The 16,393-nt window shown below is 60.6% G+C and carries 20 protein-coding genes and 1 riboswitch; of the genes, 1 reads left to right on the forward strand and 19 read right to left on the reverse strand.

What is annotated here, in order from left to right; all coding sequences use genetic code 11:
- Positions 1–183: 183 nt before the first annotated feature.
- The 17 genes from cbiE to ACE418_RS03535 form a co-directional block, all read right to left on the reverse strand.
- Positions 184–1,404 carry a precorrin-6y C5,15-methyltransferase (decarboxylating) subunit CbiE gene (gene cbiE, locus ACE418_RS03455; protein WP_416449333.1) on the reverse strand — a complete coding sequence of 407 codons (1,221 nt, stop codon included), beginning with the start codon at positions 1,402–1,404 and terminating at the stop codon, positions 184–186.
- 141 nt (positions 1,405–1,545) lie between these two features.
- The gene (gene cobK / locus ACE418_RS03460) at positions 1,546–2,250 is read right to left on the reverse strand and encodes a precorrin-6A reductase (RefSeq protein ID WP_416449334.1); all 705 of its coding nucleotides are present in this window, start codon (positions 2,248–2,250) and stop codon (positions 1,546–1,548) included.
- Positions 2,247–2,975, reverse strand: coding sequence for a precorrin-3B C(17)-methyltransferase (gene cobJ, locus ACE418_RS03465; RefSeq protein ID WP_416449335.1), 729 nt, complete (start codon positions 2,973–2,975; stop codon positions 2,247–2,249). Before cobJ ends, cobK begins: the two co-directional genes overlap by 4 nt.
- 13 nt (positions 2,976–2,988) lie before the next feature.
- The gene (locus tag ACE418_RS03470) at positions 2,989–4,035 is read right to left on the reverse strand and encodes a cobalt-precorrin 5A hydrolase (RefSeq protein ID WP_416449336.1); all 1,047 of its coding nucleotides are present in this window, start codon (positions 4,033–4,035) and stop codon (positions 2,989–2,991) included.
- The gene (gene cobM, locus ACE418_RS03475; RefSeq protein WP_416449337.1) at positions 4,032–4,832 is read right to left on the reverse strand and encodes a precorrin-4 C(11)-methyltransferase; all 801 of its coding nucleotides are present in this window, start codon (positions 4,830–4,832) and stop codon (positions 4,032–4,034) included. The genes ACE418_RS03470 and cobM overlap by 4 nt, the downstream gene beginning before the upstream one ends.
- Positions 4,829–5,965 carry a cobalt-precorrin-5B (C(1))-methyltransferase CbiD gene (cbiD, locus tag ACE418_RS03480; RefSeq protein WP_416449338.1) on the reverse strand — a complete coding sequence of 379 codons (1,137 nt, stop codon included), beginning with the start codon at positions 5,963–5,965 and terminating at the stop codon, positions 4,829–4,831. Before cbiD ends, cobM begins: the two co-directional genes overlap by 4 nt.
- Before the next feature lie 112 nt (positions 5,966–6,077).
- Positions 6,078–6,854, reverse strand: coding sequence for an ABC transporter ATP-binding protein (locus ACE418_RS03485; RefSeq protein ID WP_416449339.1), 777 nt, complete (start codon positions 6,852–6,854; stop codon positions 6,078–6,080).
- 3 nt (positions 6,855–6,857) lie between these two features.
- Complete coding sequence (locus tag ACE418_RS03490) at positions 6,858–7,853, reverse strand: FecCD family ABC transporter permease (protein WP_416449340.1); 996 nt, start codon at positions 7,851–7,853, stop codon at positions 6,858–6,860.
- Complete coding sequence (locus tag ACE418_RS03495; protein WP_416449341.1) at positions 7,846–8,802, reverse strand: ABC transporter substrate-binding protein; 957 nt, start codon at positions 8,800–8,802, stop codon at positions 7,846–7,848. Before ACE418_RS03495 ends, ACE418_RS03490 begins: the two co-directional genes overlap by 8 nt.
- Before the next feature lie 12 nt (positions 8,803–8,814).
- Complete coding sequence (locus ACE418_RS03500; protein ID WP_416449342.1) at positions 8,815–11,160, reverse strand: TonB-dependent receptor domain-containing protein; 2,346 nt, start codon at positions 11,158–11,160, stop codon at positions 8,815–8,817.
- Positions 11,157–11,570 (reverse strand): ExbD/TolR family protein, encoded by a 414-nt coding sequence (locus ACE418_RS03505; RefSeq protein WP_416449343.1) that lies wholly within the window; start codon positions 11,568–11,570, stop codon positions 11,157–11,159. Before ACE418_RS03505 ends, ACE418_RS03500 begins: the two co-directional genes overlap by 4 nt.
- Positions 11,571–11,572: 2 nt before the next feature.
- A complete protein-coding gene (locus ACE418_RS03510) occupies positions 11,573–12,187 on the reverse strand; it encodes a MotA/TolQ/ExbB proton channel family protein (protein WP_416449344.1) in 615 nt (204 codons plus the stop codon).
- Positions 12,188–12,310: 123 nt separating this feature from the next.
- Positions 12,311–12,488, reverse strand: a riboswitch (cobalamin riboswitch).
- Positions 12,489–12,541: 53 nt separating this feature from the next.
- Positions 12,542–12,991 carry a hypothetical protein gene (locus ACE418_RS03515; protein WP_416449345.1) on the reverse strand — a complete coding sequence of 150 codons (450 nt, stop codon included), beginning with the start codon at positions 12,989–12,991 and terminating at the stop codon, positions 12,542–12,544.
- On the reverse strand, positions 12,966–13,484 hold the full coding sequence (locus tag ACE418_RS03520) for a hypothetical protein (protein ID WP_416449346.1): 519 nt from the start codon (positions 13,482–13,484) through the stop codon (positions 12,966–12,968). Before ACE418_RS03520 ends, ACE418_RS03515 begins: the two co-directional genes overlap by 26 nt.
- A gap of 12 nt (positions 13,485–13,496) precedes the next feature.
- A complete protein-coding gene (locus ACE418_RS03525) occupies positions 13,497–14,252 on the reverse strand; it encodes a hypothetical protein (RefSeq protein WP_416449347.1) in 756 nt (251 codons plus the stop codon).
- 15 nt (positions 14,253–14,267) lie between these two features.
- Positions 14,268–14,702, reverse strand: a complete 435-nt coding sequence (locus tag ACE418_RS03530; protein ID WP_416449348.1) for a hypothetical protein — start codon at positions 14,700–14,702, stop codon at positions 14,268–14,270.
- Entirely contained in the window at positions 14,699–15,232 is a 534-nt protein-coding gene (locus tag ACE418_RS03535; RefSeq protein ID WP_416449349.1) for a hypothetical protein, read from the reverse strand. The genes ACE418_RS03530 and ACE418_RS03535 overlap by 4 nt, the downstream gene beginning before the upstream one ends.
- Between ACE418_RS03535 and ACE418_RS03540 the strand changes: the two genes are divergently transcribed.
- Positions 15,231–15,563: a hypothetical protein gene (locus ACE418_RS03540; protein ID WP_416449350.1), complete on the forward strand. Its 333-nt coding sequence runs from the start codon at positions 15,231–15,233 to the stop codon at positions 15,561–15,563. The two genes, ACE418_RS03535 and ACE418_RS03540, sit on opposite strands and share 2 nt — an antisense overlap.
- Here the strand turns inward: ACE418_RS03540 and ACE418_RS03545 are convergent.
- Both ACE418_RS03545 and ACE418_RS03550 read right to left on the reverse strand, forming a co-directional pair.
- Entirely contained in the window at positions 15,520–15,945 is a 426-nt protein-coding gene (locus tag ACE418_RS03545; RefSeq protein WP_416449351.1) for a hypothetical protein, read from the reverse strand. The genes ACE418_RS03540 and ACE418_RS03545 overlap by 44 nt on opposite strands.
- Complete coding sequence (locus ACE418_RS03550) at positions 15,939–16,391, reverse strand: prepilin peptidase (RefSeq protein ID WP_416449352.1); 453 nt, start codon at positions 16,389–16,391, stop codon at positions 15,939–15,941. The genes ACE418_RS03545 and ACE418_RS03550 overlap by 7 nt, the downstream gene beginning before the upstream one ends.
- Positions 16,392–16,393: the final 2 nt, after the last annotated feature.

Raw genomic sequence — 16,393 nt, forward strand, 5'->3', positions numbered from 1 at the left:
AGGCCGCAGGCCGCAGGTCGCAGGTCGCAGGCCGCAGGTCGCAGGCCGCAAGGCGCAGATCGCAGGCCGCAAGCCGCAAGCCACCGCTGTCCGTTTTGGCAACCGTCTTGCACCTACCGTTGGTCAGCACCTGACGGGCCCAAAAGGCTTTAGGTCGGCCCCTACGTAAACCCTTATCGGGGGCTAAGCCTCCGCTGCATCCTGACGGACGGCTGTCAGGATATACACTGGGTTCTGGGCTATCATGAGGTGATGCTGACCGGCTTGCTTACTGCGGGCCGTGCTGACCTGGGTGATGTCCAGCCGGTATTCGCCATGAGCCGCATAATAGGCCGTGACGGCGGCCAGGGTTTCCAGGGTAATGGCCGTGATGACGATACGACAGTCCTTATTTTTATGATAAAGGTCGTCCAGAATAGCTGCCAGATTGCCTTTGGTCCCACCGATGAAGGCATAGTCCGGTACGATGTCCAGGCGCTTCAAAGTCTGGCTGGCATCGCCGGCGACGACCGTGACATTGGGCAAATTGAAATGGCGGATATTCTGCTGCAATACGTCCAGGGCCTGGTCATCGATTTCAAAGGCGTAGACATGGCCAAAAGGCGCCTGTAAAGCCAGTTCGACGGTGCACGATCCCGTGCCGGCACCGATGTCACAGAGGACGGCGTCCGCCTTGGGAGCCAGTTTGGACAAAGCAACGCTGCGGACTTCCTGCTTGGTCATGGGAGCCCTGCCGCGCAGGAAGGCTTCGTCCGGCAAGCCGTGGACAGGCCGCATCCACGGGCGAGCGTCCGCATTTTCAATCATCATGACGGCCAGGGCATCGTTCGGACGGTCGGTGAAATCGGCCGCCGTCCCGCGGAGGATGGTTTCCGTATCATAAGACAAATCACAGCCGATGGCGACGGACACGCGGTCCAGCCCAGCCTGGCAGAGTTCCCGGCAGAGGGCTGCCGGCGAGTCAGCCCCGCCGGTCAGGACGAAGACTTTCGGGTGCTGGTGGACGGCGGCGACCAGGGATTCCCGGCGGCCGTGGCGGCTGACGATGAAGGCGTCGTTCCACGTCGTCTGCAAGGCAGCGGCAAAATAGACGAAGCTGCTGATACCGGCGATGCGGGTCACCGTACAGCCGGGTATGTCTTTGAGCAGGGCGGCCAGGCTGAAAAAGCCGACGTCGCCGGATACGAGGACGGCCATGGGCCCTTCCTCATCGGACAAAGAAGCGGCAAGACGGCAAATATCGTCGCGCCGGTACGTCGCGACCAGACGCTTTCCGGATGAGGCAAAAGGTGCCAGCATCCGCTTGTCGCCGACAAGGACCGGCGAGGCTGCGATGGCCGCTTTCGCCTGTTCTGTCAACAAAGACGGATGGCCGGGACCCGTACCGATAATGTATACGTGCATGCTATGTCTCCTTTCATGGGTTGTAGAGGGCGCCCTCGTTGGGCGCACGCAGGCCAAAACGGACAACATCACTTCGAGTAACCCTCGCTCGTAAAAATCCCCCAAATGGGGCTGTTTTTCGCGAACTGCGACCTGCGCCTCTCAACTCCGTTCAATGACGATGACCTTGGCGCCTGTTTGTCTGGCAGCTTCTAATTTTTCCTGAAAACCGCCGGTGCGGCCGGAGTTTTTGGTGACGACGTAGCGGGCGCCGGTCTGGCGGAACATGGCGGCATTGAGTTCCGTCGTAAACGGCCCTTGCATACAGATGAGATGCGCCGGCAGATAGCCCAGGGTCAGGGCCCGGTCCAAAGAAGCCCGGACGGGCAGGATGCGGGCGTAAAGGCGCTGGGTGTAATCGGGAATCTGGGCAAAGGAATCTAAGTCTTTACTGCCTGTCGTCAGGAAAACAGCTCCCGTCGTGTGGCTCAGGACTTCGACAGCTTCGCCGACGGAATGGACGGCGATGCAGCCGGCCTGGCCCTCATAGCGGCCGCGCCGGCGCTGGATGCGGCGGTACGGGACGCCGACGGCAGCGCAGGCCCGACGGATATTGGCCGTCACAGCCGTCGCATAGGGATGGGTCGCGTCGATGACCTGGGCAATGGCCTGTTCCTGGAGGAAGGCTTCCATCTCCCCTTCCTCCATGCGGCCTGTCACGACAGTCACGAAAGGGCTGTCCGGTACCAGCGAAGCGCCATAATCGGTGGCGACGGACACGTAAGCCCGGATATGACAGCAGGCGGCATAATGGGCCAGTTTCCGCCCTTCCGTCGTGCCGCCGGCGATCCAGACAGGGCTTCTCATAAATGGTATCCCCGCGGTGTGACCAGCTTGCCATGGATGTTCTTCGTCTGGCTGTTGCCGATGAAGACGGTACAGAACATGTCCAGGCGCATCTTGCGCAATTCGCCCAGGGTCAGGACCGTCACTTCCTGTCCTTCGCGGCCGATGTTGCGGACGATGCCGGCCGGCGTATCGGCCGGCTGATGGCGCAAAATGATATCACAGGCTTTTTCCAGATAGTCCGCCCGTTTGCGGCTGGCCGGATTGTACAGGCAGATGACGAAGTCGCCGGCAGCGGCGCAGTCGAGGCGGTTGGCGATTTTTTCCCACGGCGTCAGCAAATCGCTGAGAGAAATGAGGCACGTATCGGCGACCAGCGGCGCACCGAGCAGGGCCGCACCGGCGCTGGCAGCGGTCACGCCGGGAATGACGACGATGTCGACGTCGTCATCGGCAGCCACTTCGTGCATGATACCGGCCATGCCATAAATCCCGGCGTCGCCGCTGGACACAATGGCCACGGTCTGCCCTTTCAGGGCCCGGTCCCGGACCATCCGGCAGCGTTCGACTTCCTTGGTCATGCCTGTCGTAACGAATTCTTTGCCTGGGAAATAATGGCGTATTAAGTCAATGTATGTGTCGTAACCGACGATGCAGTCGCAGCCATCGAGGATTTCCCGTGCCTGCAATGTCATGCCCTGCAGGGATCCCGGCCCGATGCCGACGACATAAATACGATGTTTCATAACATTTCTCCTTTTAACATTCAAACCGGACCTGGTAGCGTTCACAGGCGACGGCCACGGTGATGCCGTGGCGGCTCTGTTTGGTGACGATAAGGGTGCCCTGATGGCTGGCCAGGACGGCGGCCCGTTCGCAGACGTTGTCCGTACCAACGGTCTGTTTGACGAAATCCGATGCCGTAAAGTCGCCTGGCACGGCATTGAGCTCGTCAGCCGTAAAGAAGTGCAGCGGCCAATGCTGGGCTTGGGCAAAGGCCCGGAGGCCGGCTTCATCCTGCTTGACGTCGATGGAGCTGATGTCGGCGATAGCGTCGGGCGACAGATTGGCCCGCTGCAGGACGGCGTTGACCCAATAGGCGATGTCCTTGGCCGGTGTCCCCTTGCGGCAGCCGATGCCGATGTGGACGATGACGGGTCGGGCGACGACAGTCGTACGGAATACGGGTACGTGGGCTTTGGTCGTAATCACCAGACCGGCATCGCCATGAAAGGCATAGACCAGTCCTGGCGGCAAGGGTCCCTGCAAGGGAAAATCACTGTACACCCCGGCGGCTCCCTTTTCCAGCATGGCCGCCGCAAAAGCCTTGGCATCGCTTAGGGACGACAGGCGCAGGCCCTGACGGGCAGCCCATTCATCGACAGCAAACAAGGCGTTGACATCGGTCGCCGTGGTCACGACGGCCTGGCCCCCTAGTGCTTCAGCCAGCCTGCGGGCGATGGCATTGGCACCGCCGATATGACCGGACAGGATGGGAATGACGAACTGGCCCTTCTCATCGATGACCAGGACGGCCGGGTCCAGGTCTTTATGGCGGATAAAGGGCGCAATGGTCCGGACGGCAATGCCGGCTGCGCCGATGAAGACGACGAGCCGTGCCGCTTCAAAAGCCCGTGCTGCTTCATCGTGGAGGTTCGGCGTAAACGGCAGGACGCCTTCCTGGACGACGGCGAATTTCTTCAGCGAAGCCTGACGGACGGCCCAGCCGGCTTCCCGCAGATGAGCTGCGACGCGGCAGCCTAACGCCGTCCCGGCCTGAGTGAAAGACAAGACGACGGCTTTCATGGTTCCGGCTCCTTGCCGATGTGGTCGCCGTACTGCTGGTCTTCAGGCGCGGCCTGGCGGCAGCCGTGGGTAAAGGCCGGATGATACAGGAGGCTGCGGTCATAGGCATCGCCCAATACGCGGCCGACGACAATGAGGGCCGTCTTGGAAATGGCATGGCGCCGTGCCGTTTCGGCCAGCGTGCCGACCGTGCAGGTATAAGTCCGTTCTTCCGGCCACGATGCCTTATAGACGATAGCCGCCGGCGTATCGGCCGGATAGCCGCCGCGCAGGAGCTCGGCCTGGAGGCCGTCTAAGAGGGATGCGCTGAGGAAAATGACCATCGTCGCCTGATGGGCGGCGTAATCGGCGATTTTCTGCTTATCCGGCACGGGCGTCCGCCCTTCCATGCGGGTAATGATGACGGACTGGCTGACGCCCGGCAGGGTATATTCCGCCTGGAGGGCCGCTGCGGCGGCACAGAAGGAACTGACACCGGGAACAACGTCGTACGCGATGCCCTTCTGACTGAGAATATCCATCTGTTCTCGGATGGCACCGTAAACCGACGGGTCGCCCGTATGCAGGCGGACCGTCGTCCAGCCCAGGCGTTCCCCCTCTTCCATGGCCGCGATGACCGCTTCCAACGTCATGCCGGCGCTGTCGAGGATGCGGCAATCCGGTTTCGCACAGGCCAGCAGCTGCGGATTGACCAGCGAGCCGGCGTAAATAATCTGGTCCGCTCTTTCCAGTAATTTCTGACCGCGGACGGTAATGAGGTCGACAGCACCGGGACCGGCGCCGACAAAATGTATCATCGTAGTTCCCCCTTTGGGTGTAATGCAAGAAATGCTTTAGCCCGCGACGTCTGGCCCAGGACGCCATAGGCATTGGAAAAGACGACAGCAGCCGTCGGGACTTCGCCATGCGTCCGCTGGTCCATATAGCTTTCTATTTTATCACAGACAGCAGCCATGACCGGTTCCAGCAGCTGATGTTCTGTCAGCAGGCGGACGGCTTCATCCGTCGTCAGGCTCTCGTAAATCTGACGGGCCAGCTGCCGGGAGGCGCCGGCTAAAGACGCTTCCAGGGCCAAGAGGGTCGTGCGGCCGTCGGCATAGCGCGAATGGGTATTCATGATACCTTGGGCGACTTTGACCAGCTTGCCGATGTGGCCGATGAGCAGCACGTCGGAAAAGCCTTTATAAGCTGCATAATCGAGGGTCTCGCCGACGTAGTTGCTGATGGTCACGCGCTGACTGACGTCGATGCCCAGGTGGTCACGGCTGAAATCGACTCCGTAATTGCCAAAAAAAGCCAATAGATGCGTCTGACCGGCAGCGCGGCGGGAATCCATTTCCGTGTGAATCGTATCAACCAGGGCCTGTTCACTCATGGGGTCGACGATGCCCGACGTTCCCAGGATGGATAGCCCGCCAACGATGCCCAGGCGCGGGTTGAAGGTCTTCTGAGCCAGGCGCTGGCCATCGGGGATGGACAGGGTCAGGCGCAGTCCTCCCGTGTAGCCGAACTGACGGCAAACCGCCTGCAGGGCTTCAGTAATCATGCGGCGCGGCACGGGATTGATGGCCCAATCGCCGACGGCGCAGGCCAGGCCGGGCTTTGTCACCCTGCCGATGCCAGTGCCGCCGGCAATGGAAAGGCCGGAAGGCGTCTTTTCGACGGTCCCGTAGACGAGCATGCCGTCGGTGATATCCGGGTCATCGCCGCTGTCCTTACGGATAGCACAGGTCGCCAACTGAGGCCCAAAGGAAACATCCTCCGGGATGAGCCGGAGAATCGTCCCCTGCGGCGTCTGCAAGGACACAGCATCGACACGGCGGCCGGTCAGGACCATGACGGCAGCCGCTTTGGCCGCAGCGGCCGCACAGGTTCCCGTCGTGTAACCGCAGCGCATTTTCTTGCCCTCTTTGACCGTAAATAGTGACATAATATATGGCTCCTCTTATCGTTTTTCGTTCTAAGCCTTACAACAAACGATGAACGGCCTACGAACGTATTTAATGAAAATTCACTGATAATATAGCGTATCATCTGACGTGTCATTGCAATACGACGATGGCCGAGCGGCCGTCGCTCGTAGTGACGATATCGACGTGAACGGAGAAGACATCCCAAAGCCGTTCCGGCGTGAGGACAGCCTGGGGCGGACCGGTGCAGACGAGTCCCCCGTCTTTCATGATGACGACTTCGTCGGCATACTGCCAAGCCTGGTTCATGTCATGGAGGACGACGACGATGGTCTTCTGCCAGCGTTCATTGATGCGGCGCAGGAGATTGAGGATGCGCAGCTGATGGTGTATATCAAGATACGTCGTCGGTTCATCCAGCAAGAGGATCGGCGCATCCTGTGCCAGGAGGACGGCAAGCCAGGCCCGCTGCTGTTCGCCGCCAGAGAGGTGCTGCATGGCGTCCCCTGCATAGGCTTCCAGCCCGACGGCCTGGATAGCCTGTGCGATGGCATCCCGGTCTGCCCGATTCTGGCCGCTCCAAAGGCGGCGGTAGGGAAAACGCCCCATGGCAACCAGATCCCAAACGGTCACATCAGGCGGCACATCATGGGTCTGGGTCAGGAAGGCCATTTCCCGCGACAAGGCTTTGCGGGAAAACGTATGGACATCGCGATGGCCCAGGCAGATGGAGCCGCCGGCCAAAGGAATCATACAGTTTACGGCCTTGAGGAAGGTACTCTTGCCACAGCCGTTGGGACCGATGATGGCCGTCACCTTTCCCTGAGGCAGGGCTACGCTGAAATCGTGGAGAATCGTCCGCTGGCCCCGCCGGACGACGAGGTTGCGGACGGTAATGGCATCGGCCATGGCTTACACTTCCTTCCGCAGGAGAAATAAGAAAAAGGGCGCCCCGATAAAGGCCATGATGATGCCTACGGGCAATTCTGCCGGCGCCAAAATCAGCCGGGCCGCCGTATCACTCAGGGTGACCGTCGCCATGCCCAGGATGGCCGAACCGGGAATGATATAGCGATAATCCGAACCAACCAAAAGGCGCACGATATGCGGTACGATGAGGCCGACGAAGCCCAAAAGGCCGGCGACACTGACGGCACTGGCTGCCAGCAGGGCCGCGACGGCTGTCAGGCCCAGCCGGGCCCCTTCTACGGAAAGGCCCAGGCTGCGGGCCATATCATCGCCGAGCTGGAGCAGGTTGAGGTAATACGCCCCGATGGCAGACAGGACTAGTCCGATGACCGTATAAGGCGCGATGGCCGTCACGTCTTTCCAGCTGCTGGCAGCCAGACCGCCGACCATCCACAGCAGGGCCCCGTGGACGCGGTCGCTGTAAAAAATGAGGATACCCGAAATGATAGCTCCCAGGAAGGCCGATACGGCGACGCCGGCCAGGATGATGCGAACCGGCACGATGCCGTCCTTCCAGGCCAGGAGATAAATGACGATGGCTGCTGCCATGGCGCCGAGGAAGGCCACTGGCGTCATCCACAAGAGATAGGATGGCCAGACGATGAGGACGACGATGCCGGCCAGGCCGGCACCGGCAGAAATGCCGATGATATGCGGGTCGGCCAGGGGATTGCGCATGACGGCCTGGAGAATGGCACCGGATAAGGCCAAATTGGCCCCGACCAGGGCGCCGGTCAGCGTCCGGGGCAGGCGGATATTCCAGATAATCTGGTCCGCCGTCCGGGCCGACGGCTGCCAGAGGATATGCAGGACGTCGGCCGGCGTCATAGCGGCCACGCCCTGCATGATAGACAGCAGGCAGCCGCCCAGGGCCAGCATGACAAAGAGAAGCAGCATGAACCAGCGCCAGCGGGTCCGGTAGCTCCCCTCCCTATTCATGAGCGGCTCCCGGATAGACCAGATTGGCCATGTAAGCCACGGCTTTCGGATAGTCCAGTCCCGGATTGAGGAGGAAGTATTTTTCCGGCAGGACATAGACCCGACCCGCCTTGACGGCCGTCAGGGATGCCCAGGCCGGATTGCCTTCGATATCTTCGTGGATGCGTTTTTCAATCTTATCGGACGAACCCATGGACGTCAGGAAAATGACATCCGGGTCGGCCTGGACCAGACTTTCCATACTGTACGGGATCCGCGTTGTCTGGTCATCGGAAGCTGCCCCGGCGGCGATATTCTGTAAATGCAGGAGCTGGGCCATATCGCCGGCAATGCTCGACGGCAGTTCGACACTGACCGAGCTGGGCGTTGCGTGGATAATGGCGACCCGCTTCCCCTGAGCCGGTACGGCATCGGTGACAGCGTGGATGGCCTGATCCAATTCGGCTTCTTTCGCTTTCGCTGCGTCTTCTTTGCCGTAGACCTTACCGATGATATCGAGGTTGCGCTTGACATCATCATAGGTCTTGGTCTTGAGGACCAGGACCGGGATATGGCTTTCTTCCAGCTGGGCCGCTAATTTTTCATGATGGTCGGCACTGGCAATGACCAGATCCGGCTGGCAGGCCAGGACTTTTTCCAGGCTGACATTATAAACCGGACCGACATCGGGCACAGCCTGATATTTTTCCGGCAGCGCCGCATCTTCCGACTTGACCGTCGCCCGGCCGACCAGGTCACCGTCGACAGCGGCGGCAAAGTTGAGGAGCGACGTCGATAAGACGACGACGCGCTGCGGCTTCTGGGCCAGCGTGACGACCGTCCCCCGGTCATCGGTCAGGACGGCATAGTTTCCGGACGAACGACTGCCCTGGGTAGCGTCGTTCTGTGGCGCACAGCCGGTAACGGCGAGCATACAAAGTGCGAGGATAAGCAGACAAATTTTTTTCACTTAGAGGACCTCCTAAAACTTTTTCTTCACGCCGACCTGCCAGTTACGTCCGGCAGCCGGATAATTATGGTACAAATCATAGGCCTCGTCGTTGAGGTTATTGACTTTGGCATAAATCGTCGTCGTCGCATCGGGAGAATAAGATGCGTTGACATTCCAGACGACATAGGAACGAGTGCGGTAATACGTATCGTTTCGCCCGGTCCCAGCCGTCATATCGGCTCCGGCCTGCCATTTGCCGCTGTGGTAATGGAGGCCGGCATGATAACCGTTCGGCTGGTTATAGGTCGTATCGAAAGCCAGGCCTTCCCCCTGATCCACTTTCGTGCGGATGTGGGAATAGCCCGCTTCATAGTCCCAGGTATCGTTGATTTTCTGTTTCCACGTCAGCTCGAAGCCACGCTTATCTTCTTCATCGAGGTTTTCCGCTTCATGCGGTGTGACCGCGCGGTTCCAGCGGATAACGTGCTGCAAATCGCTGTGGAAGATACTGCCTTCCAGCTGGCTCTTGGGGCCTATCTGATACTGGAATCCTAAGGTCTGGGTGTACCCTTCTTCAGGCTGGAGATTTTCATTGCCCTGTGACGTGACTTTACCATGGGATGTCGTCACATAGAACTGGTCATTCAGGCGGGGCGGTGAAAAGACGCGGCCCCACGAGGCATAGACATTGAAGGCTTTATTGGCCTGGTAGTTCATGGCCAGGCGCGGCGTCTGATGCGTCCCGAACGTGCTGTTACGGTCCCAGCGCAGGCCCGGCGTCACCGTGAACTTGCCGAACGTCAGGGCATCTTCTGCATAGAAAGCCTGGTTGTGCCGTTTCTTGTCGATATAATGGGCTTCATAGTTGGTCCCCATATCTTCTGTCCATTCGGCACCGGCCGTCAGGTGCTGGTGCGGGCCAAGCCGCCAGTTATCCTGCCATTCCAGGCCCTGGGTACGGGTGAAATAATGATTGGACCAATACGTCCGCTGGTAATCATTGAAGTATCGCAAGAATCCGGGCTGGGCGGTCTGTTTCTTAAAATTATACGTCAAACTGTAGTCGTTGACCAGCCTGTCGATGGGCTTATTCGCCGTCAAATACCAGCCGGCCGGATCCGCCTTATACGTCGAACCGTGTCCGTGATAATCCTGGTGATAGGCTTTGACCGTCAGCGACGTATGGTCCGTCAAATCCTGATTCAGCCGCAGGGACAATGTTTTCTTGGCGATATCTCCGCGGGAATGGTCCGTATTGGCTCCCTGCGGAAACGCATAATAGCGGCGCTGTTCCCAATCACCGCTGAGGAGCCAGCTCGTCACACCGGCCCGGCCGCTGTCTGTCAGGGTATAGCCGTGCATCCCCCAGGAACCCGTATACGCATCGAGAGACGCCCCGTTATGGTCCCCTTTCTTGGTGACGATATTGATGACCCCGCCGACGGCCCCGCTGCCATAGCGGACAGAGCCGCTGCCCTTGGTGACTTCAATATGGTCGATGGCCCCGACGCCGGGCAGGCTGGTCAAATCGACGCTGCCCCGGCCATAGCCGGACCCCTGTGCATTAGCCAGGCTCTGGCCATCGACGAGAATCAGGACCCGGTCGTCGCCATTGAGTTTGACATAAGAGGAGATACCGGGCACCATTTCGTTGACCGTCACGCCGGTGACGCGCTGTAAGGCCTGTTGGACCGTCGTATCATGATGGCTTTCTATTTCCTGGGCAGTGATGATGGTCGTGTTGGATTGGCGCGGGGTGATGGGAGGAGTACTTGCTTCCGATAACTTATCAGGCAGTTTTTCCCGGATCGCATCGAGGACATCGGCGATTGCATCGGGTACCTTCAGGTTCCCGGAAGGGGCTGATGCTTCATCCGTTCCCGGCCCGGCTGCCCGGCCGCTGCCGCCTGCATCCGGACCCGCATGGCCACTGGGGCGGCCTGTCCCAGCCTGAACAGACGGCAGTGAACCAGTTGCCGTGCCCTTGGCTGTAGACTCCCTTTCGCCGCCTTCCGTCTTGGACGCATAGGTCATCCCGTCGGCAGCTGCCTCCGTATCGGACGGGCTGGGCGATGAATCATCCCCCGCTGCCATCGGGCTGGTGTCTGGCGCCAAGTCTTCCGGCAGCCCTTCCCCGGCATCCCTATCCGCAGCACCGCCCTGGTCTGCATCGGTACCCGCAGCATCACGGCCGCCGGCGCCGGCCAAGTCGTCGGCATCATAGACCATGACATCTGTGACGCCATCCTGCCGCGTATACTGGTGGATCAGTGTAAAAAAACCGCCAGCGGCCAAAGCCAGATACACGGCGGCATGGAGCGAGACGGAAACACCGGCAGCAACGCGGCCCCGCCGTTTTTCCCATTTTTTCTTCACGGCAGTCCCCCCTTGTCGGCGGCCAGCCCGATATGGGCGATACCAGCCTGTTTCAAGGCATTGAGGACGTCGGCCACCTGACCGTAGTCAATGCCCCGGTCGGCACAGAGGACGACGCTGAAGGCACTGTTCTGGGCCTGCTGAGCCCGGGCCGAAGCCAGCAGTTCATCGGCCTGTATCAGCTGGCCATTGAGCCACAGGGAGCCATCCTGCTTCAAGGTCACGACATACTGGGCCGACGGCTGGGCCTGAGCGGCCGAAGCCTTGGGCAGCTGAACGCCCAGGCTGTGCAGGTCGACCATGGACAAAGACGTCATCATAAAAAAGACCAGCAGGAAAAACATGATGTCAATCATGGGGATGATCATAATCGACGGCCGTTCAAAATCGCGAAGATTGCGGAGGCGCATGGTCACTGCCCCGCTTTCGCCGGCATCGTTTCCAGAGCCGAAAAACACATTTCCATATCCGTAATGATGCGGTCCAGGCGCTGGGTGAAATAAGAATGGACCGCCAGGGCCAGGATGGCGACGCACAAGCCGAAAGCCGTGGCAATGAGCGCTTCGCCGACGCCGCCCGTAATGGCAGCTGCCTGACCGGACTGGATATTGAGGATACTGAACGAACGGATCATACCGCTGATGGTCCCCAACAGCCCCAAGAGCGGGGCCATGGTGACAATGACGCTCAAATAATAGAGGCGGCGGCGCAGTTTCGCTACGAAAATGCCCGATTGCATTTCCACGAAGGCCTTGACATCCGGCCCGGCCTGATCCTGAAAGACATCCTGCAAGATGAGCGGCAGCCCGCCGTGGCTGTCTGCGGCCAGCGTCCGCGCCTGGTCATAGCGGCGCAGTTTCATCTGCGTATAAAATTGTTCGGCAAAGGCTTTCCCAGCGTCCATGTCCCCATAGAAAATCGCCCGTTCGATGCCAATATAGCCGACAAAGAGAGAGCAGGCCAAGAGCAGGTACATGACCGGCCCGCCTGCCTGAAATAACTGAAAACCTTGTACAATCGCTTCCAAAATACCCTCCTGTCCGGCCTGCTGACGTGTCGAATGAAGGTATGAACAAAAAGGAGCCGTCTCATAGCGACAGCTCCCTTACGTATCTTTTTTACAATCTCCTTCCCATCGCTCGCAGGTCTATCGGTGATTATCCGTCAGGCAGTTCTTCTGGCTTGGCTTCATGGCCATAGCTGCGCCTTCCCATACGTTCGTACAGTGACATCATTGCAGCCTGGCTCCACCCTACAGCGGCGGGACCGCGCCGGCATTGGACCGGCTTCTCTATTGAGTCTGTGACACCTGACCTATTCATTTCGATGGCAGCCCACAGGCTGGCACCTTTATAACTATATCATGTCCAGCGTCAGACTGTCAATGAAGGGCCGGCCCGGCTTTTCCGTCCATCGAGAGCTCGACGGTCACGACGCATCCCCCTTCGCCCTGCTCCCACTGAAGGATCTGGCAGGTCCCTTGGGGACAGGAGGCGGGCCAGTCATTGATCCAGGCCAAAAGGTCCTCAAAGGTCCCGGACAGGACCAGCGTCTGCCTGCCGGCTTCGCGGCCTGACTGCTGCCACGACAAGAGCTGGAGGCCGCGGGTTGCCAGCGAGGCCGTGACATCGGGCATAACCTCAGGCCTAACCGTTTCCCGCTGCTTCCGAGGCTGGACGATGTGGACATAAGGGGCTAACTGGCTGTGGACGCACTGCCAGCCCTGCCAGGTGCGATACGATGAAATGGCAAAGCAGATGGCGATGGCAGTCAGCACGGCCAGGACGGGAAAGGCCCGCTGCCAGTCAATCTTGTTTCGCCACCCCTTCATGACGGCTCACCTCCAGGGAAAAAGGGATCCCCTCTCCCCGGTCCGGCTGCATCTTGGCTACGGCGGCCTGGCCCAGCCCTTGCTGCTGCAAAGTCCGCTGCCACTGCTGCGGCGTGTCCGGTGAGGCCGCCCTGCCTTGGACGACGACCCGGCCGGCCCGGCTGCTCACGGTTTCGACGACGAGCCCGTCCGGCTTGGACGCTGCCAGAGCCACCATCAGGGAAGGCGTCAGCAAAGGCCGATCATGCTGCCCTTTCCCAGCGCGGTCGACCAGGGCCTGGCCGTGCCGGAGGCTATCATTGCGCTGCTGTATCTGCTGCTGCACGGGATAGAGACAATCTGTATAATAGGCTTTTTCCCCTTGGATCTGATACTGAAAAAAGAGACCGGCCCCGGCACAGGCCGTCATTATCAGCAGCAGGGCCAGACAGGCCGGCCGCTGCCAGCGGCGATGATGCTGGCGGTAACTGGCGGGTACGAGGTTGCATTTCATGATATTCCCTCCTCACAAAAAAGCCAGCACGGCCGTGGCCTGGGACAACTGGTAGGCATCCATCAGACGGCGCACGGCTTCGCTCGGCCCGGCAGGCTGCCAGTCTGCCTCGTCCGTCCCGTCCGGGAGCCAGCGGAAAGACGGGCCATCCGCAGGCGGTACAGCAGGCTGTACGTCATAAGCCAGGGGCAGGCCGTCACGCAGGCGGACCCGGTGCTGCCGGTCATCACGGCTCTCCTGAAAGACCAGGGTCCCTGTACCGGATGGCCAAAGGCGGCCCAAAAAAGCGGGCAGCAAGTCGATGGACTGGACGACGGCTCCGGCAGCACTGGCAGCCCGGCAGATGGCAGCGACACATTCCGCCGGATAGGCACCGACCGTCCAATCGCAGTCTCCGTCATCGCCTGGTGGCGGACAGGCCGCTTCGAAATCATAAGGCCGCCCTTCTTCACTGACCAGGCCGGCTCCGGCAATGAGGGCATCCGCTTCCTGCCGGTCTGTCGTCCCCAGGGCCAGCCGTTTCCAAAGGACGCTGGGACCGCCGACGAGGATGCGCAGGCGCCAGCCAGCCAGGCCATAGCGCTGCAAAAGATCCGGCAGGCAGGATCGCACCAACTCTTCCTGGCCCATCCAGTCCGGGTCCCGCCGGGCTTCATAGTCCCGATGGCCCTGGCGGAAAGCCACGCGCCCATACCAGGTCCGTTTCGTCTTCAAAAGATGGACAGACTGTCCATTCAGCCATAAACAGGCATTTTGTTGCCACCACATAAGCTCACCTCTCTACTAATTGACATACTGCACTCCGTTCAGCACGGTCCGGCCCTGTTCATCCGTCGTCACGTCAAAGTGCAGGCCGCACGTCTGCTGGACCCCCATTTCCGCCGAGGCAGCCCGGGCCTGCAAGTAGCCGCCAGGCAACGGATCCGCCGGCTGGTAATGACAGCGGACGGACAGGATTTCCCCGTGGTCTGCCAGCCTTTCCGCCTGGGGCACGGCCATGGCCTGGCCGGCGAGGAAAGTGTCCGGATGCTGCCGGAGCTGGTTCCAGCCCTCACAGAGCGCACTCTCTGCCAAATACGTCAGCCGCACCGTCTCTTCATAGGTCCGGGCCATCTGGAAATGCTGCCACGCCAGGGATGCCGCCGTCAGGGCCAGGCTCAGAGTCAGCACGGCGACGGTCATAATAGAAAAAGAAAAAAAGCCATTGCGTCGTTTCATGATTCACCTTCGTTCAAGGGCCATACGGCAAATTGTACGGGCCGGGCCAGACCGCTCCGCCGTTCTGTCAGGAGAAAGGCGACCTGTATGGCCTGGCCGGTCCGGGAGAAAAAGGGCCGCTCGTCCAGGGGCTGGATGACCAGGGGCCGGCCCTGGACGGTACTGCCGCCGCCAGTCAGGGGCTGATAGTTGCCATCGCTGAGGCGGACATACAGGCCTTGATGGCGGACGGCAAAGCCCTTCACCGCCCCTTTGGCCGTGCGGAAGCGGACTTCATCGGGCCGGACTTCGATATTCCGGCCATAGCGCAGCGATTGGAACAGCGTCTCTTCGACACTGACGTGCTGCCGCAGCAGGCCTTCTTCAATCTGACAGCGCCGGTCCAGGCGGGCTGTCTGCCCGGCCAGGGGCAGCAGGGCTGTCAGGGTCAGTGCCGACAGGCTCAGGGCCAGGAGTACGTCCAGAAGGATCCAGCCGTTCTTCTTCCGGCCCTGCCGGCACCAGGAGCCGGCAGGAAACACGGGGGCCATGGTCATCACCTGCCTCTGCCTGCCAAAAGACATAGTCTTTATCGAGAGCGGTCTGCTCACAGGCCACGTCATAGGTCCGCCCTTGGACGACGATGCGCCCCGATGGCGGACAGCCGCCTTTCCAGCTTTCCATGACCTGCCGGCAGAACATGGCTGCCAGCTGCCGCTGCCTGGCCTGATGATGCAGCCTGACGGCCTGGAGGGAAAGGCCCAGGGCCGCCGTGAACAGACAGGATCCCACGACCAGGGCCGCCAGGCCATCGGCCAGGAAAAAGAAGCCATTGGCCTTATTCGATGCGGATGCGCCCTGTCTGGGCCGCCACGACGATAGAACGCGTATAGGCCCCGTCAGGCGAAGTAATGACCACAGCCATCGTATGCTGCGGACGGCCATCGACAGCAAAGCAGACATCTCCTTTCGTTACGCGCAGGCCTGGCGGATAGGGCCGTTCTTTGACCCGGAGGTAGCCCTCCTGGAGGACATAGCGTTCTTCTTCCAGGACCAGTTTCCATCGCCCCTGGCTTTGGTTGTTGCCGACACAGCGCTGGCGGACCTGCTGCATATCCAGGGCCATTTCCCGCGCCAGGCCATCGACGGCCTGATAGCTGCGGCTGCGCTGGCCAGAAGCCAGGCAGAGGCCCAGATATAAGAGCAGCAGGCTCAGGGCCAGCACTAAGCCGGTCAGGCTGATGAATCCGTTCCGCCTCACCATAGCCAGCCTCCCGGCCAGGCACGCTGGAACGGCTCTTGGGCCAGCCACCAGCCGGCCAGGAGGAACGGGCCGAAGGGAATGATCGTCTTGCCGGTCCCCAAGCGGTAGAGTAAAGCCACCAGGGCCGCCAGGCTAAAGGAAGTGACCACCATGGTCCAGGCCCCCCAGTCCGGACAGCCCGGAGCCAAAGCCAGGGCCAGCTTGATGTCGCCGCTGCCGATGGAACCGGGCCAGAGGACATAGAGGAACAGGAACAGAGCGGCGACGCCCAGGGAGACCGGCCAAAAAGGCCGGACCAGGCCGGCATAACTGGCAGCGCCGTTGCCCACAGCCAGGGCCAGGACGGGCGCGTCCGCAATCCAGCAGCGCCGGATATCGGTGTAGCAGATCCAGGCTGTACAGCCCGCTGCCGCACCGTACCAGAGAGATACAGCCGAGCAGACCATCC

Origin of the sequence: Megasphaera jansseni (assembly GCF_047974155.1) — a bacterium.
Lineage (GTDB): Bacteria > Bacillota > Negativicutes > Veillonellales > Megasphaeraceae > Megasphaera.